This is a genomic window from Corynebacterium liangguodongii (assembly GCF_003070865.1).
GTDB classification, from domain to species: Bacteria; Actinomycetota; Actinomycetes; order Mycobacteriales; family Mycobacteriaceae; genus Corynebacterium; species Corynebacterium liangguodongii.
In genome coordinates this window covers 856,203-880,169 of record NZ_CP026948.1, presented here as the reverse complement: position 1 = coordinate 880,169, position 23,967 = coordinate 856,203, and the positions used below count along the sequence as shown (strand labels likewise).

The following is a 23,967-nucleotide window of genomic DNA, read 5'->3' as shown; positions in this document are numbered from 1 at the left end:
CCTATGATGAGCGTTTATAGACCAGAACTACATGTCACGGCCGAGGCTGGGATCCTCGACGCCGCCGCGGGCATCCTGCGCGACGGCGACGCCGCGCAGGCGAAAGACGTCTGGCACATCTTCTACCAATACCGCGCAACGCCCGAGGCCCCGAGCCGCTGGGGTCACAGCTGCTCGGAGGGCAACGCCTTCGACTGGGTCGAGTGCAACGACACCGTCGTACCCATCGGCGGCGAGATCGCGGTGCGTGCGGGCTCGGTTGTCGCGCACGAGCAGGGCGCGGACCTCTACTTCACCTCCGTGACGGAGGCGGGGATGTCCATCCAGATCGCGCGCACCCCCAATCTCGACGCGCTGTGCGAGGACGTCGACGATTCCTACCAGGTCGACCCCGCCGTGCGCAGGCTTGGGGCGGTGCTTGTCAACGAAGCCGGCTACACCCGCTTCCGCTCCCCCTGTGTCGTACCCGACTGGCGCGAATCCGGTGATCGCACCAAAGGCCAGTCGGGCTGGCTCATGCTCGCCATGACCGGCGAGCCCGAGCGCCCCGTGCCCGTCGTGCTCTCCTCGACAGACGGCACCGCGTGGACGCTCAGCGGGCCCTTGACGTTCGCCGGCGACCCCGGCTTCGATCCCGCCGCTGAGGCCCTCGTCGCCCCGCGCATCATCAGGCTGCGCGACGAGGTCGATGCCCGCATCTACGACGTGCTCATGTTTACCCTTGAGCGCCGCGGGAAGGACACGACCGGCTACATCGTGGGCACGCTCGAGGGCAACGTCTTCACCGTCTCGAAAGAGGCGCGCCGGATCGACCTCGGCCACGACTTCACCCGCCCCCGCAGTACGAACTACTCCCCGGGCAGCATCTCCGAAGGCGACCGCCTCAGCCACGCCTACATCTACGGCCTCATGACGGACGTCGGGCGCGGGGGCGACCCGACGGCGGAGCCGAACTGGGAGGCCGAGGGCTGGTCGCGGACCCTGACGCTGCCGCGGCGCATCACGCTGCAAAACGGCGCGCTCTACCAGACCCCGCCGCGCGGTCTGCCCGACGCGGTCGCGGAGACGGAGCGGGCCCACCTGTGGACCGGGCTGTGCGAGATCCCCGTAGGCTCCGCCGTGGTCGCTGAGGTACTCGACGGCGCGGGCGAGGTCGCTGCCGTGGTCACCCACTCGGGAGACGAGGTCCGTCTCGACCGCCTCGACGGGGCACCGGCCTCAGCGATCGTCGGCGAGGACGACGAGGACAACATCACCATCGTTGTCGACAGCTCGACCATCGAAGTCTTTGCCGGCGGTGGTGTCGTGGCCATGTCCTCGCGCTTCTGGCCGGAGGGCGGGTGCTCCGGGCTCCGGGTAACCACCCACGGCCAGGCCCAGGTCATCAACGGCTGGCACCGCGGCGCTTAGAGCTTACGCATCCGCACCAAGGTGCCGCGGGCGGTCACGTCCATGAAATCCGGCAGCTTCTCAAGCCGTTGCCGCAGCGTCGACGGCTCGACGTGGTGCGCCGACGGGCTCATGCCTACCTGCGCGGCGATTGACGCGCGATCAAGCCTCATCGTGAACTCGACCTGCGTGGGATCAGCGGCCAGTTCGAGGTGGCCGGACGCCTGCTCGAGCATGCGCTCGAGCTTGCCTTCTTCCACGCCGAGAATCCCCAGCGGGGCACGCAGCTCGTCGAGGTGTCCGCGGGAGGCGATGAGGCAGACAACCTCCCCGCCGGGGACGAGCACGCGGGCGAATTCCGCGGGGTTGCGCGGGGCGAAAACGACCTCGATGGCGCTCACTGAGGCGTCGATAAGCGGGAGGCCCTCCCACACATCCGCGACGACCGCGCCGACGCGCGGGTGCGACTTGGCCAGGCGCTTCGCGGCGGGCACCGAGATGTCGATGCCGACCCCGCGCGAGGACTCAATGCTATCGAGCGTGTGGGAGAGGTAGTATCCGGTGCCCGCGCCGACCTCGAGGATGACAGGCTCGGCCGCGCCCGTCGCCGCGGCGGCGTGACACACATGCTCGGTGACCGACTCGACGAACGGGGCAAAGTGGCCCTGCGAGAGGAACACCTCGCGCGAGGTGACCATCTCCAAGCTATCGCCCTCGTGGTTCAACCCCGATCCGGCGCTGAGGGTGACGTAGCCCTGCTTGGCCACATCGAAGGAATGCCCGGAGGCAGAGACTAAGCGGGAGTAATCGTCTGCCCCGCGCAGCGCGGACCCATCGATCGGGTCGGCGAGGACATCAACAACGTCTTTGAGCATACGGCGCGCTATTCTCCGGCAGCCTCGAGCAACAGGGCGCCCAGCTCGGAGGCCTCCTCCGCGTTGAGCTCCACGACGAGGCGGCCGCCGCCGTCCGAGGGGATGCGCATGACGATCTTGCGGCTCTCGACCACGGCCTCCATCGGGCCGTTACCGGTGCGCGGTTTCATTGCTGCCATGGGTATTACTCCTTGTCAACGCAGGCGTGTGGCTCCAACTCTACGCGCCTTTCGGCCCCGACACCGCCAGATTCACCGGATAGCTGGGCGATTAAGGCGTCGACCTGATCCATCCGGTAGCCTCTGTGGACCACCTCAAGCTGGATCCGACCGAGATCACCGGCGGCAACCGCGCGCCGGTTGTGCTCGATGACATCGGTGGTCTCCGCCAGCTCCGGGGCGGCCTCGCCGCGGCCGAAGAGCTCGGCGCTGCCCATGATGCCGAGCAGGCACACAATCGCGATGCCGAGGATGATCAGGACCCAAGAGAGCATGGGTCATATCCTATCGGGTGGCTCGGCGGGCCGCTGCGAAACCCGCGCCGCGCCCACGCCCGCACGCGAGAGGATCGTCGCCGCGACCTCGTCCGCGGTGCGCGCCAGCTCTTCGAGCGGGCGGTTGCGGTGGCGGCGCAGGCCCAGCTCCGCCTGGGCGATCGCGGCGGGCCCGTAGACGCGGGCGATATCGATCAGCAGCCCCGCCTCCACCCCGTAGCCATCCACGAAAGGCAGACGCAGGGCGGTCGAGCGGCGGATCGCGTATTCCCCCGCAAGCGGCTGATCGATGCCGGCGAGCTCCGGGAAGAGCTGGCGTAGCAACGGCTTCGCCGTGAGTTCGGTGACCCTTCCGCCGCCGGAGTCGGACCGCCCCATCGCGCGGCGATAGGAGGCCTTGACCATGTGCACGGTAGGCGATGCGAGCGGGGCGGCGAGCGCGCCTACCCACCACGGCTCGGCCGTGGTGACGTCGGCATCGACAAAGACGACGATCTCGCCGGCCGCGGCCCGCACCCCGCGCCACAACGCCTCACCCTTGCCCGGCCGGGTGGGCACCTCTGGGCACGCCTCCGCCCAGTTGACCACCCTCGCGCCGGCCTCAGTTGCGCGCTGCGCCGTCTCGTCCGTCGAGTCGGAATCGAGCACGATGACCTCGCTGGCGACCGAGGCGAGGCAGGCGCGGACCACGGCGACGACGGTGTCCTCCTCGTTGAGGGCCGGGATGACCACGCTAATCGACGCCCCGCTCACGCCAGCCCCCGCACCGTCTGCAGCGGCGCCGCCCCACCCGCGATCGCCGCGGTCATGCGGATCACGTCGACGGTCTCGCGCACCTCGTGGGCGCGAAAGACCGCCACCCCCCGCGCCGCGGCCCAGGCGGTAGCGGCGAGCGTTCCGGCGACGCGGCCGCCCACCGGCGCGCCGACCGTCTCCCCCACGAAGTCCTTGTTCGACAGCGCCATAAGCACAGGCCAGCCCGTGGCCACCAGTTCGTCGACGCGGCGCAAAATCTCCAAGCCGTGGAAGGTGTTCTTGCCAAAATCGTGGGCCGGGTCGATGTAGACCTTTCCCTCCGGAACTCCGAGGGAGGCCGCCCTCTCCGCTAAGGCCACGGTATCGCGCACGACCTCTGCGACGACGTCGTCGAAGTGGACGCGGTGCGGCCTCGTCCGCGGCACTACCCCGCCGGTGTGGGAGCACACGTAGCCGACCTTGTGCGCCGCCGCGACCTCGACAAGCTCCGGATCGTAGCCAGCCCACGTGTCGTTGATGAGGTCCGCCCCGGCCGCGATAGCGGCGTCGGCGACCGGAGCGCGCCACGTATCCACCGAGATGCCGATGCTCGCGTGCCTCCTACGGATCGCCTCGATGAGGGGGACGACCCGGTCGATCTCCTCTGCCACCCCCACCGTCGATCCCGGCCCGGCCTTCACCCCGCCCACATCGAGGATTCCCGCCCCGGCGTCCACGACGTCCTCGGCCCGCGCGAGCGCGGCCTCGATGCCGAAGGTCGCGCCGCGGTCGTAGAAGGAATCGGGCGTGCGGTTAATAATGGCCATCACCGTGGCCAAGTCGTCCGACACCGCTTACTCGGCGCCTTTCTCCGGGGTCTTGAGCCGGTTGTCCGTCATGATCTTGTGGGTCTTAACGATATACGCGATGGCATCGCTTACGGAGTCGGTGACCAGGAACAGCTCGTCGTCGCCCTCGGAGATCAGGCCGCGGGCGAGCTGCTGGGAGCGGATCCATTCCACGAGCCCGCCCCAGAAATCGGTGCCCATGAGCACGATCGGGAAGTTGGTCACCTTGCCGGTTTGCACCATGCACAGCACCTCGAAGACCTCGTCGAGGGTGCCAAAGCCTCCCGGCAGGGCGATAAACGCCTGGGAGTACTTCAAAAACATCGTCTTCCGGGCGAAAAAGTAGCGGAAGTTGAGCCCCAAGTCGACCCAGTCGTTGAGCCCCTGCTCGAAGGGCAGCTCGATGCCCAAGCCGACGGAGAGCCCGCCGGCCTCGTGCGCGCCCCGGTTCGGCCCCTCCATCAGCCCGGGACCCCCGCCGGTGATAACGGCATAGCCCGCTGACACCAGCGCCTCCCCGATCTCGCGCGCCTTGGCGTATTCCGGGGTGCCCTCACCGAGCCGCGCGGAGCCGAAGACGGTGACGGCCTTGGGCAGGTCGGAGAGCGCATCGAAGCCTGCGACGAACTCGGATTGGATGCGCATGACCCGCCATGGGTCGGCGTGCCTCCAATCGTGGTCGCTGCTGCCCAAAGATTCCAGCAGGCGCTGGTCGTGCGTGGTCGGCTGCTGGGCGTCGCTACGCAGCATGATGGGGCCACGCAGCTTGCGGTCTCGTTCTGGCTTGGGGGTGATGGTGGGCGCCACGTATCTGCCTCTTTGCTTGTCGTTGAACTGCTGGATCGCGTGCTATCTCGCGGCGAGGTACTCGCCAAGCACCCGCGCCACGGTGCGGATCTGCTCGGTCGGGCATTGCTCATCGACCTTGTGGGCATAGCCCGGGTCGCCGGGCCCGAAGTTCACGGCCGGAATTCCAAGGGTAGAGAACCTCGAGACATCCGTCCATCCGAACTTCGCCCGCACTTCGCCGCCGACGGCGCGCACGAGATCACGGGCCACGGGCTGGTCCAGGCCGGGCATGGCTCCCGGCGCGACGTCATCGAAGACCAGCTCGAGGCCCTCCTCGAGGGCGAGGACATCAACGAGGTGCGCCTTTGCGTCCTCGACGCTGCGGTCCGGCGCGAACCGGAAGTTAATGGTCAGCCGGGCGGCGTCGGGGATGGTGTTGGTGGCCACGAAGCCGTCCATGCCCACAACGTTGAGGCCCTCGCGGTATTCGCACCCCGCGATGGTCACTCGGCGTGGGGAATAGTTGGCCACACGGGTGAGCACCCCGGCGAGCTTGTGCGCGGCGTTGTCGCCGAGCCAGCTGCGCGCGGAGTGGGCGCGCACGCCGCGCGCTTCGACGAACACCCGGATGGTGCCCTGGCAACCGGCCTCGATGACTGCGCCGGAGGGCTCGCCCAACAGGGCGATATCACCAGCGAGCAGCTCGGGGTGGTCTCGCTCCAGATGGTAGAGGCCGTTATCGGTGATCGCGACCTCCTCGCACTCGTAGGCAATGAGGGTCAAATCGACCGCGCTCGCACCCGGCGCGGACAAGCGGGCGAACGCACCGAGGTAGCAGGCAAGGCCGGACTTCATGTCCACAGCACCGCAACCGTAGAGCGTCTCGTCCTCGATGCGGTGGGGCGTGTTGCCCGCCAGCGGAACCGTATCGATGTGCCCGGCGAGCACGACGCGCTGGCCCAGGCCGTGGTGGGTGCGGGCGACCACCGTGTTGCCGGTGCGGATGACCTCCACGCCCTCGAGTGTGTGCAGGGCGGCCTCGATGGCGTCGGCAAGCGGGCGCTCATGGTGGGACGGCGACTCGATGTCAATCAACGCCGCGGTGAGCTCGACGGGGTCCGCACATAGGTTTAGATCAGCCACCCCACGCATCCTACGTTTAAGATGTGGACCATGCCGCTTGGAGCAGTCGCGACAGGGATCGCCAACATCGCCATCGACGGGACGGTTCTTGACACGTGGTACCCCTCGCCACGGCTGGTCGAGAGCACTTCGCTTGGCGACGCCCCCTCGCCCGGCTCCGAGAGAGTCAGCGCCCGCGACCTCTCCGACAGCTTCCTCCAGATCGTCGGCGCCGACCGCGACCGCCTCGTCGAACTCGTCCCGGTGCGCACCGTCATCGCCGACCTCTCCGCCCCCGCCATCGACGCCCACGACGTCTACCTCCGCCTCCACCTCCTCTCCCACCGCCTGGTGCGCCCGCTCGAGCTCAACATGGCCGATTGCCTCGAGCACCTCGTCGACGTGGTGTGGACGAACAAGGGCCCGTGCCTGGCGGACAATTTCGAAAACGTGCGCACAAACCTGCGCTCCCGCGGCCAGATCCACGTCTACGGCATCGAGCGCCTGCCCCGCATGGTCGACTACGTCGTTCCCACCGGTGTCTCCATCGCCGAAGCCGAGCGCGTGCGCCTGGGCGCCTACCTCGCACCGGGCACCTCTGTGATGCGCGAGGGCTACGTCTCGTTCAACTCCGGTTCCCTTGGGCCTGCGCGCATCGAAGGGCGGCTATCCTCCTCCGTCGTCATCGGCGAGGGCTGCGACATCGGGCTTTCCACCACCGTCATGGCCACCCGTGCCGAGCGCCGCAACCGCACTCCCCTGCGCCTCGGCCGGGAGTGCAAGCTCCACCCCTCCGCCGGCGTCATCGGAGTTAACCTGGGCGACCGCTGCGAGGTCGGAGTCAACGTCATGCTCGAGCCTTCAACCACGATCATGGATTCACGCTCCGGCACCATGATCTCAGCCGGCGCCATCGCCGGACTTAGCGACATCGCAATTACCAACGAGCCGGACTCCCCTTGCCCGGTGCTGCGGCCCCGGTAGGTGCTGCCGATTCACTGCGGTCGATGGGCCCCGGGATTGTGCGGGTCTTGCCAGGGCATCGGTGTGACCCTACGGTTCCGAAACGTCATATCTGAGGTTATCGTGGCTGCATTTGCCCAGGCGGTCACAGTCTCGCGGGGCTTCGATGTGGCGTCGCGGCAGGCTCATCGAATAAGCACGCGTCACCCGCTGGAAGCAAGCCATCAACCACGTGGCGGCCTCCTACCCCCGACCGCTCCAACACACCTCCACAGAGGCCCCACACACGAACAACGTGACACCCCCAATATTGAGGGTGTCAGGAAATTTGTGTGTGAGGCTCTGATCCAGAAGGAGTTTCACCGATAATGACAACGGTGACAACGAAGAAAAACCATGACCAGGACAAGGTCAACGAGATCAGCGAGAAGCTGATGGAAAATCCTGAGCTCGCCAAGCTGATTGGCGAGTTGTCGACGTCCACCGATGACGCCAGCGACCTGGTCAAAGGTCTGTTGCAGGCATCGATTAACGCTGGTCTGCAGGCGGAAATGGATGCCCATTTGGGCTATGGTCATTCCGACCGGAAGATGAAGGCCCAGGTTGAACCAACACAGGGTAGTAACCACCGCAACGGGTCGTACACCAAGACCGTCAATTCTGGGTACGGCGCGTTGGAAGTGACCGTGCCCAGGGATCGTGCCGGTACGTTTACTCCCCAGATGGTGCCCAAAGGCTCACGCCGGCTCACAGAGCTCGACGACATGATCATCTCGCTGTACGCCGGTGGGATGACCGTGCGCGATATTCAGCACCATCTCGCCACCACCCTCGGGGTGGATATGAGCCCAGATACGATCAGCACGATTACCGATGCAGTCTTAGACGAGGTCATGATCTGGCAAAACCGTCAGCTCGACGAGTTCTACCCAGTAATCTTCCTTGATGCGCTACGCGTGAAGATCCGCGATGGCCACCGCGTGGTCAACAAGGCGTGCTACATGGCGGTGGGCATCGACATGGACGGTATCAAGCACATCCTGGGCTTGTGGATTGCTGATAATGAAGGTGCCGCCTTTTGGGCATCTGTGTGCGCAGATCTGGCCAACCGTGGGGTCCAAGACGTGTTCATCGTCTGCTGCGATGGTCTTCAAGGCCTACCGGAAGCCGTGGAGGCAACCTGGCCACATTCGATGGTGCAGACCTGCATCGTGCACCTGATCCGGGCGGCGAACCGGTGGGTGTCCTATCAGGACCGAAAACCCGTCTCCAGCGCGCTACGTGCGATCTACACGGCCGCAAACGAAGATACCGCCCGTGCCAGCTTAGATGCGTTCGAAACCTCTGAGCTTGGCCAGAAGTACCCGCAGTCGGTGAAGGTCTGGCGTGATGCGTGGGATCGGTTCGTGCCGTTTCTGCAGTTCCCGCCTGCGGCACGGCGGGTACTCTACACCACGAATTCGATCGAATCGCTGAATGCTGAACTGCGGAAAGCCACCCGCAACCGGGGCCAGTTTCCGAACGATACCGCGGCGCTGAAAACGCTGTGGCTGATGATCTGCAACATCGAGGACAAGCGCGCTGCCCAGCGAGCGAAGAAAGCGAAGCGCGCCATCGAATGCAACGGCTATATTGAAGGAGCGAAAGCCACCGGGTGGAAACAAGCCATCAACCAACTAGCCGTGGCTTACCCCGACCGATTCGCGGACTACTTGTAAACCAAGCCCCCCCGCACACAAAGAATCGGACACCCTCTGATATACACCACGAACTCAATCGGGTCGTTCAACGACGAGCTGCCTCAAGCCACCCGAAACAGGGACCAGTTCACCAACGATGAGTCCACGTTGAAGACGTTGTGGTTGATTGATCTGCACCATCGAAGACACACGTGCCCGACGCCGCATCAAAGTAGGTAGCAAGGCCCGAGCTACCACCGGCAGGCTCATCGAATAAGCACGCGTCACCCGCTGGTAGCAAGCCATCAACCACATGGCGGCCTCCTACCCCGACCGCTCCAACACACCTCCACAGAGGCCCCACACACGAACAACGTGACACCCTCGGCCAGCCAGCTGAGATGTCACAGTGAACGGTTTTCAGGCCGCGAACCCCAGGCAGCCACATCGAACAACCCCGAAAATGCGACATCTCGGTAGGCCGCCCCAGGCAATAACCCACCCACGACCGGCGTCGAGACCCCCGGGTCACCCTCCTGCCCACCCCCGATTATGCTTTTCGCATGTCCACTACCGCCCCCCACCCTGTGACGGCGCTCCGCCGCGGTTTAAAGACGCGCCACCTCACTATGATGGGCCTCGGCTCCGCCATTGGCGCCGGGCTCTTCCTCGGCACGGGTGTCGGCATCCAGGCCGCCGGCCCGGCTGTCATCATCGCCTATTTTATTGCCGGGGCGATCACCGTGTGCGTGATGCAAATGCTCGCCGAGCTGGTCGCCGCCCGCCCATCCTCCGGAACGTTTTCCACATACGCCGAGCAGGCTTTTGGCCCGTGGGCCGGGTTTGCGGTCGGCTGGCTCTATTGGTTCATGATGATCATGATTGTGGCCGTCGAGGTGACGGGGGCGTCGGCAATCATCGCCGGCTGGCTCGGTGTTTCGCCGTGGATTCCGGCTTTGGTGGCAATTGCTGTGTTCACCGTGGTCAATTTCGCGGCCGTGCGCAACCTCGGCGAGTTCGAGTTTTGGTTCGCGCTGATCAAGGTGAGCGTGATCGTCGCGTTCCTCGCCCTTGGGCTGCTTTTGTGGTTGGGCTGGTTGCCGGGGTCTGAGTTTGTCGGTCTGTCCAATGTTGCTGAGGTCGGCTTCATGCCCAACGGCTTGGCTGGTGTGGCCACGGCGCTGCTCGCGGTGGCATTTGCGTTCGGCGGGATCGAGATGGTGACCATCGCCGCGGCCGAGTCGGAGGATCCGGAGGTGGCGGTGCATTCGGCGATTCGCTCGATCATTTGGCGGATCACGGTGTTCTACCTCGGCTCGGTGGCGCTGATCATTCTGTTGCTGCCGTTCGAACAGATCGGCGGTGCGCGGGATGCATCTGAGTCGCCCTTCACCGCGGTGCTCCAGCTCGCGGGCATCCCAGGTTCGGTAGGCATCATGGAGGCCGTGATCGCGATTGCGCTGCTCTCGGCATGCAATACACAGATCTACGGTTCGTCGCGGTTTTTGCACAACCTCGCTCTGCGTGGCGACGCCCCCGCGGCCTTCGCCGCCACTAACTCTCGCGGGGTGCCGCTGCGCGCCGTGATTGTCTCCGTGTTCTTCGGGTTTGTCGCCGTCGCCCTGCAGTATTGGAACCCGCCGGGGCTCTTGGCTTTCCTCCTCAATGCGGTGGGCGGCTGCCTCATCGTGCTCTGGTTTGCCATTGCCCTGTCGTTCATCCGGCTGCACCCGCGCCTGGCCGAGCGCGGTGAGGTCACCGAGGTGCGGATGTGGTGGCCCTCCGTCTTGCCGTGGGCGACGATCGCGCTGGCGGGCGGGATCGTGGTGCTCATGCTTACCGACCCCGCTGGCCGTGCCCAGATGCTCTCCGTCGCCGTTGTTGTCGGCGTAATCACCTTCGCTGGTATTTTATGGACCACCTCCGGCGCGTTTTCCCGACGCGCTGCACTCACCCTCGAGGAGAACTCTCATGACAACTAAGCACACCCCCGCCCTCGGCACGGGGTTAAAGTCGCGCCACCTGACGCTGATGGGCCTGGGCATGGCCGTCGGCGCGGGCCTGTTTCTTGGAGTCGGCGCGGGCATCCGCGCGGCCGGGCCTGCGATCCTCATCGCCTACGTCATCGCCGGGGCCATCGTCGTGGCCGTGATGCGCATGCTCGGGGAGATGGCGGCTGCGCATCCTTCACCTGGGTCGTTCGCCACCTACGGGCGCCTCGCCTTCGGCAATTGGGCGGGGTTCCTGCTGGGATGGCTCTACTGGTTCCTCCTCATCATGGTCGGCGGCGCGGAGATCACCGGCGCCGCGGCGATCATGGCAGGTTGGTTCGACGTCCCCCAGTGGATCCCGGCGCTGATCGCGGTGGCGTTCTTCGCCGCGGTGAACCTGGCGCAGGTCAAGGGCTTCGGCGAGTTTGAATACTGGTTCGCCATGATCAAGGTCGTCGTCATCGTGGGCTTCCTGATCGTGGGCGCGGCGCTGTTTTTCGGCCTGTTCCCCGGTACGAGCTTCGTCGGCTTCGGTAATGCCGCCGAGGCGGGTTTTGCCCCGAACGGGGTGGCGGGTATCGCCGCGGGCTTGCTGGCGGTGGCGTTTGCCTTCGGCGGCATTGAGGTGGTCACCATCGCCGCGGCCGAGTCGGAAAACCCGGTCGCTGCGGTCAAGCGGGCGGTGAACTCGATCATCTGGCGCATCGGGTTGTTCTACATCGGCTCGGTGATCATCATCATCCTGCTGTTGCCGTACTCAGAGATTGACGCCGCTGATTCGGCGGCGGATTCGCCGTTTACCCAGGTGCTCGGCATGGCGCATATCCCGGGCGCGGCCGGTTTCATGGAGGCGATCATCGTGCTCGCGCTGCTCTCGGCGTTCAATGCGCAGATCTTCGGCTCCTCCCGCATGGCCTACCAGCAGGCACTCGACGGCGACGCCCCGGCCTGGCTGCGGGCGACGAACGCCCAAGGTGTGCCCATTAATTCCGTGCTCGTCTCGGTGTTCTTCGCGTTCTGCTCGGTGGGCCTGCAGTGGTGGAACCCGCCGGGGCTCCTGGCGTTTCTCATGAACGCTGTCGGCGGCTGTCTCATCGTCACCTGGGTGATGATCGCGCTGAGCTACCGGCGGCTGCGCCCCCGGCTCGCGGCGGCAGGCATGGAGCACAGCCCGGCGTGGCTTGCTCCCGCCACGCTCGTCGTGCTCATCGGCATCGTCGCGCTCATGCTTTTCGACGCCTCCGCGCGCTACCAGATCCTCGCCGTCGCCGCCCTCTCCGCAGTGTTGATTGGGCTTTCTTTCCTCAACCGCATGCGCTCCGGGAGCAACCCCGCCTGATGCTCTAAGGTGTGAGGCATGACTTCTGCTCTACACACTTCGGCGAGCGCCCGCGGCGTCGCCACCGTCACCCATAACGGCACCGTCCTCGATGTGTGGTACCCCGCCCCGAAGCTGGGCGAGGCCGTCGAGGGCACCGGCACGCAGCGCGTTGACTCCCCGGATCCCCGCTTCGACGCGCTGGTCGGCCCCGACGAGGACCGCGGTGTCGCCCGCGTCCAGGTGGAGACGACGATTGCGGATCTCTCCGCCCCCGCCATCGATGCCTACGATGTTTACCTGCGCCTCCACCTGCTCTCCCACCGCCTGATCAAACCTCACGAGGCGAACATGGATGGCGTGTTCGGGCTGTTGGCCAACGTGGTGTGGACGAACTACGGCCCGTGCGAGGTCTCCGATTTCCAGGTGACCCGCAGCCGCCTCGCCGCGAAGGGCCCGGTCGTGGTCTTCTCTGTGGACAAGTTCCCCCGCATGGTTGATTACGTCGTCCCCTCCGGCGTGCGCATCGGCGATGCTGACCGCGTCCGCCTCGGCGCCCACCTTGCCGAGGGCACGACGGTGATGCACGAGGGTTTTGTCAACTTCAACGCCGGCACGCTCGGCGCCTCCATGGTCGAGGGCCGGATCTCCGCGGGCGTCACCGTCGACGACGGCACCGATTTGGGCGGCAGCGCCTCCATCATGGGCACGCTCTCCGGCGGCGGCAAGGAGACCATTTCGCTGGGTAAGCGCTGCCTGCTCGGAGCGAACTCGGGCGTGGGCATCTCGCTTGGCGACGACTGCGTGGTCGAGGCCGGGCTCTACGTCACCGCCGGTACCCGCGTGCGACTCTCCGCAGATATCGCCGCCGCCTACGGCTACGCCGACGGCGAGGAGATCAAGGCGCTCGAGCTCTCCGGTAAATCGGGCATCTTGTTCCGCCGCAACTCGCTCACCGGCGCCGTGGAGGCGCTGCGCGCCAAGGGCATTGAGCTCAACGCCGAGCTACACAAGAACTAGCTAGACGGCCTTGGGTTTGCGAAACGCCCAGAACTTGTTGATGACGAAGTTCACCGGCATCGCAATGAGCGTCGAGATCGCCTGCGCCCAGTAAGACTTGGTGCGCAGGCCCGAGGAGTCGTCGAAAATCTCGCTGGGCAGCGCGATCGGCGATGTCGGATTCATAAGAAGCGTCATCACCGTCAACGACACCCCGAAGGCGAGGACGCCGGTGGCGATGAAAGGCACAAAGCCCTTGAGCCACGGCTTCCTCGGTATGTGCTTAAACGTCCAGTACCGGTTGAGCTGATAATTCCACACGTTGGCGGCGACGAAGGACAGCGTCGAGAGCACGTGGTACCACCGCACGTTGAAGCGGGTGCCGAAGAGGTTGAAAAACACATCGGCCTCGTGGATTCCGAAGCCCAGGTCGATCGTCTTCTTCAGCACGTAGAAGACGACGAGGTTCACAGCGACCCCGGAACCGCCGACGAGCCCGAACTTGACGAACTCCCGCGCGCTTGCCGCAAGCCGCACAGAAGTGCTAGCCAACTGGGAAATCAGCCCCCCGACCGCCGAGCCGCGCGGCGGCGGCGGCGATGCGCTCGTCGGTGGCGGTGAGCCCCACCCGCACGTGCTGGGAACCGGAGGGGCCGTAGAAGTCGCCGGGGGCGGCGAGGATTCCGCGGCGCGCCAGCCAGTCGAGGCTGCCTCGGGAGTCGAGGCCATCACGGCGCGCCCAGAGGTAGAGCCCGGCCTCGGAGTAGTCGATGCTGAACCCGGCCGTTATGAGGGCGTCGATGAGCAGCGCGCGACGCTTCGCGTAGATGAGACGCTGCGCGGCCTCGTGGTCGTCGTCGGCGAGCGAGGCGACCATCGCGTGCTGAATCGGGCCGGGGACCATGAGCCCCGCGTGCTTGCGCACGGCCAAGAGCTCCTGTATGAGGCGCTCGTCGCCGGCGAGCATGCCCGCGCGGTAGGAGGCCATGTTCGACGTCTTCGACAGTGAGTGGATCGCGAGCAGGTTCGTGTTGTCCCCGCCGGTGACCCGCGGGTCGAGCAGGGAGACGGGATCGGCCGACCACGGCAGGCCCATGTAGCACTCGTCGGAAGCGATGATCGCGCCGGTCTCGCGAGCGAAGCCGGCCCAGGCTCGCAGCTCCTCGACCGAAGCCACCCGCCCCGTTGGGTTCGACGGGGAATTGATAAAGACGATTTCTGCACCCTCGGCGTCGGCCGGTGCATCGGCGCGCACCACGCGGCAGCCGGCGATCAACGCCCCGACCTCGTAGGTGGGGTAGGCCACCTCGGGGATGGCGACGGTGGAGCCTCGCACCCCGAGCATCGTCGGCAGCCAAGCGATGGCCTCCTTCGTGCCAATCACCGGCAGCACGCTCTTCTCGCTCAGCCCGGCAGCGTGGTAGCGCCGCTCCAAGCTGTGCACGATCTCGGCGCGCAGTTCGGGCGTGCCCATCGTCTGCGGGTAGCCCGGCTCGGCGGCGTGATTGGCCAGCGCGAGCTGGATCGACGGGCTTACCGGGTCGACGGGCGTGCCAACGGAGAGGTCAACGATGCCATCTGGGTGGGCGTTCGCCAGCGCCTTGTACTCCGCGATCGTATCCCACGGAAAGTCCGGCAGCTGCGCCCCCAGCGGGGTGCGGGTCATAGGCGTCCTATTCCTGGTTCTGCGGCGGGAGCGCGGCAATGAAGGGGTGGTCGAAGTCCTGTGCACCGAGCTTCATCGCGCCGCCCGGCGAGCCGAGCTCGTCGAAGAAACCCACGTTGGCGTCGTAGTAGTCGGCCCATTCCTCGGGCGTGTCGTCTTCGTAGAAGATGGCCTCCACCGGGCAGGCCGGCTCGCAGGCGCCGCAGTCGACGCACTCGTCCGGGTGGATGTAGAGCATCCGCTTCCCCTCATAGATGCAGTCGACGGGGCACTCCTCGACGCACGAGCGATCCAGCACGTCGACGCACGGCTGAGCAATGATGTAAGTCATGCCAGCTATTATGTCACCTTCGTCGTTGAGCGGGCCACACACCTCCGGCCATCCCGGCGACGAGCAGCGTCGCCGCCGATACGGCGCGAATATTATTGCCGAAACACATCGCAACTGCGCTGGCGAGCCACACGGCGAGCGGGATGAATAGTGCCGCGCGAGGCACCGGCCAGAGCGCCGCCGTGCGCGTGAGCACGGAATTAAACAGCGCCGCCGCGGTAACCGCTATGGGCGCCGCGGGCAGCGAATCGAGCGAGGCCACCTCCAAAAGCGCCGAAGCCGCCGCACCCGCGCTCAGCCACACGTAGGCGCCGACGACCTCCCCGCGGGTTCTCACCACTCGATCCCACTGAGCAGGTCTGCGCCCGGCTCGAGCTCCACGCCCTCCCCGAACTGGTAGTACTCTCGGCGGGTCACCGCCTGGGTTTTGAGGTTCGATAGCGCATACGCCGTCACCGGGCCCGCGGCGCGCACAGAGTGGGGGTTGGTCTGCCCCGCGTAGCCGTCGGCGATCCACACCTGGGTCGCATGGGAGCGCATCGCCTCGACCTTCGCACTGTAGGCCCGATCGTCGAGCTCGACGAACGTGTCGGCGGCTTCGACGGCGTCGAGCTCGCCCGGCGCCGGGTAGGACCACCCCGCGGGCGCGTCCGCGGGCAGGCTGGCTTCAAGGTCGCTGCGCAGGCGTACCGCCCACAGGATGCGCGGTACCCCGCCTACCCGCCGTGCGGCGGCGTGGGTGATCTCGTGGGCCCGGATGTGGTCCGGGTGGCCGTAGCCGCCGTCCGGTCCGTAGGTGAGCACGAGATGGGGGCGCTCGATGGCAAGCAGCTGCGCGAGGTCCTCCACCGCAGCCTCCCCCGAGTTGACAAACGCCCGGGGGTTGGCGTGCGAGGGCGCCCCTACCATGCCGCTATCGCGGTAGCGGCCGGGCCCGCCGAGGAAGACCTGCCGCACCCCGAGGATGCGGCAGGCGCGCTCGAGCTCACCGATGCGAAAGCCCCCGAGCTGGTCGGCCTCGTCCGCCACCAGGCCCTGGTAGGTCTCCCCGATCACCTCGCCTTCCTCGCCGAGGGTGCAGGTGACCACGAGCACGTCGGCGCCGCGGGCGGCGAGGCTGGCGAGCGCACCGCCGGTAGAAATGGACTCGTCGTCCGGGTGGGCGTGCACCGCGACGACGCGATAGCCTGCAAGGTCTCGCTGGGTCAAGGGAGGACTCCTTAGGTCTCTCATTGGTGGTCTCTACTGCTTCCCCGACGCCTCGGCGTAGCCTTCCGCGAGGCGCCAGCTCGCGGCCGTATCAAGTCCACCGGGCCAGTTCGCCACGTCAGGGTCTGGTCCCACGATACCCTGACCGAGGGCCTGGATCCGGCGCTCGTAGAGCAGCGGAATCCACACCCGCTCCCGCCCGAGCGCCTCCTCGACGGCCGCGCGCGCCTGCGCCGGGGCAATTCGGCCCGCCAGGATTGCATCGGCGAGCTCCTCGGTGTGCGGCGTGCACAGCCCCGTGAGGTTGCCCGCCCGGTAGTCGGCGGGCTGGCAGTAGAGCCTGCTGGCGAGCTCGTTGGGGGCTTGTGTGCCCGGCACGTAGTGCACCACGGCGTCGATCGAATCGCTCGCAAGGCCCCCGCTGACGATGCTTAACGCATCCGTCGATACCACCTTGGCCGGCACGCCGCGGCGCACCGCCAGGTCAACAATGGAGCGCGCGGCGGCGGTGGCCTCGGGGTCCGCGGCGTCGGCCGCGATCCGCAGGGGGCGAGAGGGGGTGGCGCGCTGGGTGAGCACCCCGGGGTTTGGGGAGGCGGTGTTGTCGTACGCAGCGACGCTAAGGTCGGCGTCTCGGCCGGCTGCGAGCCGGGCGACGAGCGGGACGTCGATAAGCGAGCTCAGCGCTTCGCGCGCCTCGATATCCCCCACGATCGGCGAGGTCACAGACACGCTCACGCCGAGGGTGCGGGGCCCGTCGACCATGCGGACCTGGGTCCCGGGGAGCAGCGAGAACGCCTCCCGCGTCGTTTGGTCGGGGATCATGTCTACGAACGCGACCTGGCCTGAGCGGAGGCGGTCCGTGGTTTGGGCCGTGCTTCTCGACGCCACAATGCTCACCACGTCGACAGCCGCCGTGCCCCGCCCCCAAAACCTGTCGTTGCGGTTGAGCGTGATCGTCCCGCGAGCGCGATCGACGCCGTGCACCATGAACCTTCCCGCCGACGCCGGAAGCGTCTCTGCGGCGGCGGTGGCGAAATCGGAGGCGTCCGGCTCAAGCAGGTGGGAGGGCATGAGGTGGGCAAACAACCCGCGCCAATCCCCCACCGGAGCTGAAAAATTGACATCGACGGTCTTGCCTAGCGGGCCGCTGACGCGGATATCTGAAATCGCCCGGTAGCCGGCCGGGTCAATGACCCCCGGGGTCGATTTCATCGCGCGCCACAGGTAGACGAAATCGGCCCCGGTAATCGGCGTCCCGTCGGACCACTGCGCCTCCCCGGTGATGACGTAGCGCACCGTCATCGCCCCGGGCGAGCTCGGCAGCACGGTCGCGCCCGCAAGGAGGTCACTGTTGCGCTCCCCGCCGGAGAAGGCGCTCGGCAAGGTGAGATCGGCAATGGCGCTCACCAGCGCGGATTCATCCGCAAGGAGGTGGGGATTGAGCCCTGCGCGCAGGGGCTGCGAAGCCACCTGCACCTGGGTGCGCTGTGGCCTGGGCGGCGCCGGGGTCGTCGTCGTTGTCGGCTCCGCCTCACCCGGGTATTCCTCCCCCTGCTGCACGAGCGGGGGCGGGCCGGGGCGCGCCGCGCAGCCCGCGGCCGCAAGCGCTGCCGCGGCGGCGAGCGCCAGGCCTACCCTGCGGTATGCCAGATCGCCCACAGCACGCTGCCTACTTATCGCGCTGCTTCGCACGCGAACGGGCACGGCCACGCTCGGTGGCGTTGAGAATGATCTTGCGCACGCGCATCGCCTCGGGCCCGACCTCGACGCACTCGTCGTCGTCGCAGAACTCGATAGCCTCGTCGAGGGAGAGCGTGCGCGCCTTCGCCAGCGTCACCGTGGCATCGGCGGTGGCCGAGCGCATGTTGGTGAGCTTCTTCTCCTTCGTGATGTTGACGTCCATATCCTCGTCGCGCGAGTTCGCCCCGACGACCATGCCCTCGTAGGTCTCCGCGCCCGGCTCGACGAAGAAGTCGCCGCGATCGGCGAGCTGGGTTAGGGCGTAGGCCGTAACCTGGCCGGAGCGGTCTGCCACCAGGGAGCCGGTCGGGCGGCCCTTGATCGGCCCCGCCCAGGGACGGTGCTCGATGGAGTACGAGTTGGCGATGCCGGCGCCGCGGGTCTCCGTGAGGAAGGTGGTGCGAAAACCGATCAGACCACGCGAGGGGACGTCGAACTCCATGCGCACCCAGTCGCCCGAACCGGCATTCGACATGCCCGTCATCTGACCCTTCCGGTTGGCCATGAGCTGGGTCACCGCACCCTGGTACTCGGAGGGGGTATCGATGACCATGTGGTCGTACGGTTCGTAGGTCTTGCCGTCGATCTCCTTCGTCACCACCTGCGGCTTGCCCACGGTCAGCTCGAAGCCCTCGCGGCGCATCTGCTCGATAAGCACGGTCAGGGCCATCTCGCCGCGGCCCTGCACCTCCCAGGCGTCGGGGCGGTCGGTGGGCAACACGCGGATGGAGACGTTGCCGATAAGCTCCTGGTCGAGGCGCGCCTTGACCATGCGCGCGGTGAGCTTGTCGCCGCCGTTGCGCCCAGCCATCGGGGAGGTGTTCACTCCGATGTTCATCGAGATCGCCGGGTCGTCGACCTTGATGCGCGGCAGCGGCTCGACGTTTTCCGGGTCGGTGAGCGTATCGCCGATCATGATCTCGTCGATGCCGGAGACCGCGGCGATATCACCCGCAACGACGTCGCCGGTCGCGGGAACGCGGTCGAGGCCCTCGGTGACGAGCAGCTCGGCGATCTTGACGTTTTTCACGTGCTGGTTGCCCTCGGCGTCGTAGTGCACCCAGGCGACGGTCTGTCCCTTCTTCACCGTCCCGCGGTAGACGCGGATAAGGGCGATGCGGCCAAGGAAAGACGAGGAATCCAGGTTGGTCACCTGCGCCTGGAACGGCGCATCGAGGTCGGCGGACGGCTCGGGCAGGGTGTCGTAGATGACGTCGAAGAGCGGCTGGAGGTCCTCGTTGTCCGGCACGTTGCCGTTGCCCGGGTTGTTGAGGGAGGCCCGTCCCGCGCGGCCGGAGGCGTAGAGCACCGGCAGCTCGAGGAGGTTCTCCGCTGCCTCGGCGGCCTCTGGGTCCTCCAGTCCTGCGCCGAGCTCGAGGAGGAGGTCTTGTGCCTCATCGACGACCTCATCGATGCGCGCGTCGGGGCGGTCGGTCTTGTTCACGCAGATGATCACGGGCTTCTTCGCCTCCAGCGCCTTGCCCAGGACGAAGCGGGTCTGGGGCAGGGGGCCCTCAGAGGCGTCGATAAGCAGCACAACGCCGTCGACCATAGACAGGCCGCGCTCGACCTCGCCGCCGAAGTCGGCGTGGCCGGGGGTGTCGATGACGTTGATGACCAGGTCGCGGCCGTCCTTGCCGGCACCCGCTCGGCGGATGGCGGTGTTCTTCGCCAAAATGGTGATGCCGCGCTCGGATTCGAGCTCGCCGGAGTCCATGACGCGATCGCCGTGTTCGCCGTGGTCGCCGAAAACGCCGGATTGCTCCAGCATGCCGTTGACGAGGGTGGTCTTGCCGTGGTCGACGTGCGCGACGATGGCGACGTTACGGAATTCGGGGTGCGACACTGAGCCGGTGCTCCTTCTAGGAGGTGGTGGTAAATAACGCCTAAACCCTACCCGCATCACCCCGCCATTGCACTCCCTCGCCTCCTTGACTCCTCCACTGCGGTGACTATTGTGACTAGAGTTACTTGCTAGTGAAGATTTGCCACGCGCTCAACGCCCACCTCACCCTGAAATAAGGAACCCTTCCCCGTGCCCTCCTTCGCCTCGTTTGCCCGCAGACCACTGACCGCCATGGTCGCCGCCGCCTCCGCCGCAGCGCTCATCGCCGCCGCGGCCCCCCAGGCTAACGCCCAGCCCGAGGACCTCTCCTCCCGCATTCCCCTCTACATCGACGGGCTCGGGCGGCCCACCCCGCTCGCCGTGGAGGCCGTCTACGCCTTCGCTGCCCAGCCCGGCGTCCCGCCCGAGGTGGCCGACGCGCTGCGGGCGGGCATTGATTTCTTCGCCGGCAACGGCGAGCCCGGGGGCCCGCCGCTGCCCGAGGACGCCCCCGCCATCGCCCAGTTCGCCTGGCCCACCATCTCCCGGGACTGCATCGGCCCGGGCCTACACTCCACCGCCTCTGCGATCGCTGCGCCCGGCCCCACCGAGATCCCCGCGCCGGGCGCCGGCCCAGGGCAGGTGGCGTTTGCCTTCACCGCCTTGGGAACCCCCGCGGCCGCCGCTGAGCAAGGTGAGATGAACGTCTACTGGGTCAATGTAGAAAACCTCCGCGCCGGAGTGACCGCCCTGGGCAACAACGGGATTAACCCCACCGGGCCGACAACGCTGTCCGGAACGGCCGATACCGGCCCCGGCTTCGTCCTCGCCGTCGCCGCCGGGCGGGTGCACACCGAGGCCCGCGCCTGCGGCTTCGCCCCCACGGCCGCGGCGTTTCACGTCCACTAGCAGAGCCATGGCCGTCGACCTTCACCCCGTCAAGCAAGAGACCTTCGACACCTGCGCGCTCACCAACACCGATCCGAAAGGGTTCGTGCGCACTGTCGAGGTCTACCGCGAGGCCGACTTCGGCCTCTACATGGCCCGCGGCGCCAACCACCCGGGCTTCGGCTACCTCGAGAGCTGGCTGCTGCCCGATTACGGCCTGCGCGCCAACATCTTCCACTTCCGTCCCGGCTTTCAGCGAGACCAGGACTTCTACTTCGACATCGCAGACATCACTGTCGATGGGCCCGTGTGGCGCACCCGCGACCTCTACATCGACCTCGTATCGAAGACGGGCCGCCCAGCCGAGGTCGTCGACATCGACGAGCTCGCCGCGGCCGCGGCGGCCGGGCTCGTCACCGCCGCGGAGGTCGAGCGCGCCATCGAGGCCACGCTAGCCGCCGTCGACGGCATCGCCCGGCACCACGACGACCCGATGGCGTGGCTGCGCTCGGTGGGGGCGGACCTCACGTGGGCGGATGCGGTTGAGCTCATGCCAGCTAACGAGAAACCGTAGCGTCGACCTCGGCACACGATAGCCGGGCTTCCTGCTCGGCCCACATTCGCCAGTAGGCGGCGAACCCGGGATCGCGCGCCAGCGCCCGCGCCTTCCTCGTAGCGGGGTCTGCGACAACGCGCAGCGTGTCCACGTCGCCAAGCGCGCGCGCCGCGCGTATCGACGCCTCCGTCACCGCGCCGACCCCCTCCACGATGAGGTCGGCGCGCGGATCGAGGCGCACCCAGTCCCCTCGGCGCTCCTGCTCCCAGTCCCACCGCCAGTAGCCGGGGTTGACGGGATCCAAGACGTCCTCGGCGACCATGCGCGCGCCCTCCTCAAGGCCCGCCCACCCGGGGTAGAAGTCATCCATGTGGACCACGCGGATGCCCAGAGCACTGCCGATGAGCTCGGCGAGGGTGGTCTTCCCCGCGCCGGATGGGCCGTCGATAAGCAGGGTGTAGCGGCTCACAGCGACACCGCCCACACCGGGCGCAGCGTGCCCAGCCACCACGAGGCACCGATACTCACCGCCGCGGCCGCCGCGCAGGCCGCCACAAGCAGCCAATCGCGACCGGTGAGCCGCGAGGTACGGGCGTGCGTGCGCGCCCCGGTGCCGAACCCCCGCGCCTCCATCGCGGTGGCCAACTTCCCGGCACGGCGCAGGGACATGACGAGAACGCCGAACGCGAGCGAGAGCCAGTAGCGGGCCCGATCTGCGTTGTTGATTCCCCTCGCGCGCCGAGATAGCCGCATCGCGGCCAGGTCATCGCGCAAAAGCTCGAGGGTGCGAAGCGCCGCGACCGCCCCGATGACGAAGCGCTCCGGCAGCCTGAGGACCTGGATGAGGCCGTCGCCGAGGTCGGTCGGATCGACCCCCTTTGATAGCACCACCACGGGCAGCGCGACGGCGAGCACCCGAACACTAACAGCCACCGCCAGGCTCAGCGAGAGTTCAGTGACGTTGACCAGGCCCCACGAGAAGTAGGTCTCTCCCCCGCTCTTGCCGTAGAGCGCCATCGGAATCCCGGCCAGTGGCGCAGCGATGAGCAGTGGCCACGCGCGGCGGGCGAGGTTAGAGGGGACGACTCCACACAAGGGTGCTGCGGCGAGGGTGATCGCGAGACTGATCGCCGCGGTGACGGTATCGAGTGTGAACAAGATGGGGGTGGTCATGACCGCAAGCCCGACGATTCTCGTGACGGGATTGACCCGGCTCAGCAGGTTCATTCCGCTCCCCTGCCCACCTCAATCGTGTGATCCCCCAACGAGTCGATGAAGATTTCGTCGTGAGTGATTGAAACCACGGTCACCCCATCCGCGGTGAGCTCCCGGAGGAGGCCTGCGAGCTCGGTGAACGTGCGGTCGTCCTGGCCGAATGTCGGCTCATCGAGGACCACCAACCGCGGCGCGTTGGCCAACGCGGTGACCACGGAGAGACGGCGTTTTTCGCCGCCGGAGAGGGTAAACGGGTTGGCATCCATGACATGCGTGAGACGGAAACGCTGGGTGAGCTCGGAGATACGCCCCGGGCTCGCGCCGGTGAGCTCCAGCTCGGCCCTCACCGACGATGTAACGAACTGGTGTTCCGGCTCCTGGAACACGTACCCGATGCGCTGCGCGAGATGCAGCGAGGACCACGTGTGCGGCGCGGTGGACAACCCGCGCGCAATGCCATCTGAATAGGCGACCCGCCCGGCGCGCGGCTGGAGGAGACCGGCGAGGGTCAGTGCAAGCGTCGTCTTCCCGGAACCGTTGGGCCCGGTGATCACGGTTGAATACCCCTCGGGAACCCGCAGCGGCGCTGCGGCTCCAGCCCGCGTAACCAACTCGTCCGCGGCCACGGCCGGTTGCGTTCCGTGCGCCACGCCACGCGACGGTGGCAGCTGAGGCCCGGTCGGCAGCTCGAAAATTTGCTCCAGACCAGTGCCGTCAAGGCGGTAGTACTTCTGCACCACCCCTTCCCAAAAGTGGGGGCGGTGCTCGACGACGATCAGTGTCGCTCCCGTTACCTCGCACGCTCGGTCCACGGCGGAGATTACCTCGGCCCGGCCGCGCGGGTCGAGGTTCGCGGTGGGCTCGTCGAGCACGATGATCTGCGCGCCCATCGCCAAGATCCCGGCCAGGGCGAGCCGCTGCTTCTGCCCTCCGGAAAGCCGCGCCGTGGGGTGGTTGAGCGGGAGATCGAGGCCGACCGCGTCTAGTGCGGAGCGCACCCTCGGCCAGATCTCGGCCGGGGGCGTGGCCGTGTTTTCGGCGCCGAAAGCAACATCGTCTCCCACGCGGCCGTAAATGACCTGCGAATCGGGATCTTGGAGAACCATGCCCACGGTGCCCTCGATGGCGAGGGTGCCGAGGCGGTGACCGTCCTCGTCGTCTCCCGCCAGGCCTGCGATGAGAGAGAGCAGCGTCGATTTTCCGGAACCGGAATCGCCGGTGATGAGGATGCGCTCGCCGCGCTCGACGTCCAGGTCCACCCCCTGGAAGGCAGGCTGGGGCCTCGTGGCATGGCGGTAACCCAGCCCTCGCGCAGAGATGACCGGCATGGCCT

At 67.0% G+C, this 23,967-nt stretch carries 25 protein-coding genes; 8 read left to right on the top strand and 17 right to left on the bottom strand.

Annotated elements, in window-relative coordinates; all coding sequences use genetic code 11:
- The first annotated feature begins 6 nt into the window (after positions 1-6).
- On the top strand, positions 7-1,410 hold the full coding sequence (locus tag C3E79_RS04255) for a GH32 C-terminal domain-containing protein (RefSeq protein WP_108403801.1): 1,404 nt from the start codon (positions 7-9) through the stop codon (positions 1,408-1,410).
- On the opposite strand, the gene C3E79_RS04250 is transcribed toward C3E79_RS04255, so the two are convergent.
- The 7 genes from C3E79_RS04250 to dapE are packed head-to-tail and all read right to left on the bottom strand — an operon-like array spanning position 1,407 to position 6,281.
- Positions 1,407-2,264, bottom strand: a complete 858-nt coding sequence (locus C3E79_RS04250) for a methyltransferase domain-containing protein (RefSeq protein WP_108403800.1) — start codon at positions 2,262-2,264, stop codon at positions 1,407-1,409. The genes C3E79_RS04255 and C3E79_RS04250 overlap by 4 nt on opposite strands.
- Positions 2,265-2,272: 8 nt before the next feature.
- The gene (locus tag C3E79_RS04245) at positions 2,273-2,443 is read right to left on the bottom strand and encodes a DUF3117 domain-containing protein (protein ID WP_108403799.1); all 171 of its coding nucleotides are present in this window, start codon (positions 2,441-2,443) and stop codon (positions 2,273-2,275) included.
- 5 nt (positions 2,444-2,448) lie between these two features.
- Positions 2,449-2,757 (bottom strand): cell division protein DivIVA, encoded by a 309-nt coding sequence (locus C3E79_RS04240; RefSeq protein ID WP_108403798.1) that lies wholly within the window; start codon positions 2,755-2,757, stop codon positions 2,449-2,451.
- Positions 2,758-2,760: 3 nt separating this feature from the next.
- The gene (locus C3E79_RS04235; RefSeq protein ID WP_235840697.1) at positions 2,761-3,510 is read right to left on the bottom strand and encodes a glucosyl-3-phosphoglycerate synthase; all 750 of its coding nucleotides are present in this window, start codon (positions 3,508-3,510) and stop codon (positions 2,761-2,763) included.
- Positions 3,507-4,319 (bottom strand): dihydropteroate synthase, encoded by an 813-nt coding sequence (gene folP, locus C3E79_RS04230; protein ID WP_108405047.1) that lies wholly within the window; start codon positions 4,317-4,319, stop codon positions 3,507-3,509. Before folP ends, C3E79_RS04235 begins: the two co-directional genes overlap by 4 nt.
- Before the next feature lie 27 nt (positions 4,320-4,346).
- Positions 4,347-5,147, bottom strand: coding sequence for an LOG family protein (locus tag C3E79_RS04225; RefSeq protein WP_244280438.1), 801 nt, complete (start codon positions 5,145-5,147; stop codon positions 4,347-4,349).
- A gap of 42 nt (positions 5,148-5,189) precedes the next feature.
- Positions 5,190-6,281 carry a succinyl-diaminopimelate desuccinylase gene (dapE, locus tag C3E79_RS04220; protein ID WP_108403797.1) on the bottom strand — a complete coding sequence of 364 codons (1,092 nt, stop codon included), beginning with the start codon at positions 6,279-6,281 and terminating at the stop codon, positions 5,190-5,192.
- Positions 6,282-6,302: 21 nt separating this feature from the next.
- Here dapE and C3E79_RS04215 point away from each other — a divergent pair, with 21 nt between their 5' ends.
- The 5 genes from C3E79_RS04215 (at position 6,303) to dapD (ending at position 13,222) form a co-directional block, all read left to right on the top strand.
- Positions 6,303-7,235: a 2,3,4,5-tetrahydropyridine-2,6-dicarboxylate N-succinyltransferase gene (locus C3E79_RS04215; RefSeq protein WP_108405044.1), complete on the top strand. Its 933-nt coding sequence runs from the start codon at positions 6,303-6,305 to the stop codon at positions 7,233-7,235.
- Positions 7,236-7,582: 347 nt separating this feature from the next.
- Positions 7,583-8,932 (top strand): IS256 family transposase, encoded by a 1,350-nt coding sequence (locus C3E79_RS04210; RefSeq protein ID WP_108403796.1) that lies wholly within the window; start codon positions 7,583-7,585, stop codon positions 8,930-8,932.
- Positions 8,933-9,456: 524 nt separating this feature from the next.
- Positions 9,457-10,875: an amino acid permease gene (locus C3E79_RS04205; protein ID WP_108403795.1), complete on the top strand. Its 1,419-nt coding sequence runs from the start codon at positions 9,457-9,459 to the stop codon at positions 10,873-10,875.
- Positions 10,865-12,223: an amino acid permease gene (locus tag C3E79_RS04200; protein ID WP_108403794.1), complete on the top strand. Its 1,359-nt coding sequence runs from the start codon at positions 10,865-10,867 to the stop codon at positions 12,221-12,223. Before C3E79_RS04205 ends, C3E79_RS04200 begins: the two co-directional genes overlap by 11 nt.
- 18 nt (positions 12,224-12,241) lie before the next feature.
- Positions 12,242-13,222, top strand: coding sequence for a 2,3,4,5-tetrahydropyridine-2,6-dicarboxylate N-succinyltransferase (gene dapD / locus C3E79_RS04195; protein WP_108403793.1), 981 nt, complete (start codon positions 12,242-12,244; stop codon positions 13,220-13,222).
- Here the strand turns inward: dapD and C3E79_RS04190 are convergent, their stop codons facing one another.
- From C3E79_RS04190 to typA, 7 genes are read right to left on the bottom strand one after another with little or no spacing between them, the layout of a single operon-like run.
- Positions 13,223-13,753, bottom strand: a complete 531-nt coding sequence (locus C3E79_RS04190) for a GtrA family protein (protein WP_108403792.1) — start codon at positions 13,751-13,753, stop codon at positions 13,223-13,225.
- The gene (dapC, locus tag C3E79_RS04185) at positions 13,746-14,867 is read right to left on the bottom strand and encodes a succinyldiaminopimelate transaminase (RefSeq protein ID WP_108403791.1); all 1,122 of its coding nucleotides are present in this window, start codon (positions 14,865-14,867) and stop codon (positions 13,746-13,748) included. Before dapC ends, C3E79_RS04190 begins: the two co-directional genes overlap by 8 nt.
- A gap of 7 nt (positions 14,868-14,874) precedes the next feature.
- A complete protein-coding gene (gene fdxA / locus C3E79_RS04180) occupies positions 14,875-15,198 on the bottom strand; it encodes a ferredoxin (RefSeq protein WP_108403790.1) in 324 nt (107 codons plus the stop codon).
- Positions 15,199-15,211: 13 nt separating this feature from the next.
- Positions 15,212-15,535, bottom strand: coding sequence for a hypothetical protein (locus tag C3E79_RS04175; RefSeq protein WP_235840729.1), 324 nt, complete (start codon positions 15,533-15,535; stop codon positions 15,212-15,214).
- Entirely contained in the window at positions 15,532-16,407 is an 876-nt protein-coding gene (gene mshB, locus C3E79_RS04170; RefSeq protein WP_179948316.1) for an N-acetyl-1-D-myo-inositol-2-amino-2-deoxy-alpha-D-glucopyranoside deacetylase, read from the bottom strand. Before mshB ends, C3E79_RS04175 begins: the two co-directional genes overlap by 4 nt.
- Positions 16,408-16,440: 33 nt before the next feature.
- Positions 16,441-18,069, bottom strand: a complete 1,629-nt coding sequence (locus C3E79_RS04165; protein WP_235840730.1) for an ABC transporter family substrate-binding protein — start codon at positions 18,067-18,069, stop codon at positions 16,441-16,443.
- A 10-nt stretch (positions 18,070-18,079) separates the two neighbouring features.
- The gene (typA, locus tag C3E79_RS04160) at positions 18,080-19,996 is read right to left on the bottom strand and encodes a translational GTPase TypA (RefSeq protein ID WP_108403787.1); all 1,917 of its coding nucleotides are present in this window, start codon (positions 19,994-19,996) and stop codon (positions 18,080-18,082) included.
- A gap of 189 nt (positions 19,997-20,185) precedes the next feature.
- Between typA and C3E79_RS04155 the strand changes: the two genes are divergently transcribed.
- Positions 20,186-20,884: an Rv1157c family protein gene (locus C3E79_RS04155; RefSeq protein WP_235840731.1), complete on the top strand. Its 699-nt coding sequence runs from the start codon at positions 20,186-20,188 to the stop codon at positions 20,882-20,884.
- A gap of 7 nt (positions 20,885-20,891) precedes the next feature.
- On the top strand, positions 20,892-21,437 hold the full coding sequence (locus tag C3E79_RS04150) for a ribonuclease FAU-1 family protein (protein WP_108403786.1): 546 nt from the start codon (positions 20,892-20,894) through the stop codon (positions 21,435-21,437).
- On the opposite strand, the gene C3E79_RS04145 is transcribed toward C3E79_RS04150, so the two are convergent.
- The 3 genes from C3E79_RS04145 to C3E79_RS04135 are packed head-to-tail and all read right to left on the bottom strand — an operon-like array spanning position 21,421 to position 23,962.
- On the bottom strand, positions 21,421-21,888 hold the full coding sequence (locus C3E79_RS04145; RefSeq protein ID WP_235840732.1) for a nucleoside/nucleotide kinase family protein: 468 nt from the start codon (positions 21,886-21,888) through the stop codon (positions 21,421-21,423). The genes C3E79_RS04150 and C3E79_RS04145 overlap by 17 nt on opposite strands.
- Positions 21,885-22,646, bottom strand: coding sequence for an energy-coupling factor transporter transmembrane component T family protein (locus C3E79_RS04140; RefSeq protein ID WP_108403784.1), 762 nt, complete (start codon positions 22,644-22,646; stop codon positions 21,885-21,887). Before C3E79_RS04140 ends, C3E79_RS04145 begins: the two co-directional genes overlap by 4 nt.
- Positions 22,643-23,962, bottom strand: coding sequence for an ABC transporter ATP-binding protein (locus C3E79_RS04135; RefSeq protein WP_108403783.1), 1,320 nt, complete (start codon positions 23,960-23,962; stop codon positions 22,643-22,645). The genes C3E79_RS04140 and C3E79_RS04135 overlap by 4 nt, the downstream gene beginning before the upstream one ends.
- Positions 23,963-23,967: the final 5 nt, after the last annotated feature.

What these genes read in the sequence shown, in the direction of transcription:
- C3E79_RS04255 (WP_108403801.1), top strand. Translation starts at nt 7, where the DNA reads ATGAGCGTTTATAGACCAGAACTACATGTCACGGCCGAGGCTGGGATC.
- C3E79_RS04250 (WP_108403800.1), bottom strand. Translation starts at nt 2,264, where the DNA reads ATGCTCAAAGACGTTGTTGATGTCCTCGCCGACCCGATCGATGGGTCC.
- C3E79_RS04245 (WP_108403799.1), bottom strand. Translation starts at nt 2,443, where the DNA reads ATGGCAGCAATGAAACCGCGCACCGGTAACGGCCCGATGGAGGCCGTG.
- C3E79_RS04240 (WP_108403798.1), bottom strand. Translation starts at nt 2,757, where the DNA reads ATGCTCTCTTGGGTCCTGATCATCCTCGGCATCGCGATTGTGTGCCTG.
- folP (WP_108405047.1), bottom strand. Translation starts at nt 4,319, where the DNA reads ATGGCCATTATTAACCGCACGCCCGATTCCTTCTACGACCGCGGCGCG.
- dapE (WP_108403797.1), bottom strand. Translation starts at nt 6,281, where the DNA reads ATGCGTGGGGTGGCTGATCTAAACCTATGTGCGGACCCCGTCGAGCTC.
- C3E79_RS04215 (WP_108405044.1), top strand. Translation starts at nt 6,303, where the DNA reads ATGCCGCTTGGAGCAGTCGCGACAGGGATCGCCAACATCGCCATCGAC.
- C3E79_RS04210 (WP_108403796.1), top strand. Translation starts at nt 7,583, where the DNA reads ATGACAACGGTGACAACGAAGAAAAACCATGACCAGGACAAGGTCAAC.
- C3E79_RS04205 (WP_108403795.1), top strand. Translation starts at nt 9,457, where the DNA reads ATGTCCACTACCGCCCCCCACCCTGTGACGGCGCTCCGCCGCGGTTTA.
- C3E79_RS04200 (WP_108403794.1), top strand. Translation starts at nt 10,865, where the DNA reads ATGACAACTAAGCACACCCCCGCCCTCGGCACGGGGTTAAAGTCGCGC.
- dapD (WP_108403793.1), top strand. Translation starts at nt 12,242, where the DNA reads ATGACTTCTGCTCTACACACTTCGGCGAGCGCCCGCGGCGTCGCCACC.
- dapC (WP_108403791.1), bottom strand. Translation starts at nt 14,867, where the DNA reads ATGACCCGCACCCCGCTGGGGGCGCAGCTGCCGGACTTTCCGTGGGAT.
- fdxA (WP_108403790.1), bottom strand. Translation starts at nt 15,198, where the DNA reads ATGACTTACATCATTGCTCAGCCGTGCGTCGACGTGCTGGATCGCTCG.
- C3E79_RS04150 (WP_108403786.1), top strand. Translation starts at nt 20,892, where the DNA reads ATGGCCGTCGACCTTCACCCCGTCAAGCAAGAGACCTTCGACACCTGC.
- C3E79_RS04140 (WP_108403784.1), bottom strand. Translation starts at nt 22,646, where the DNA reads ATGAACCTGCTGAGCCGGGTCAATCCCGTCACGAGAATCGTCGGGCTT.
- C3E79_RS04135 (WP_108403783.1), bottom strand. Translation starts at nt 23,962, where the DNA reads ATGCCGGTCATCTCTGCGCGAGGGCTGGGTTACCGCCATGCCACGAGG.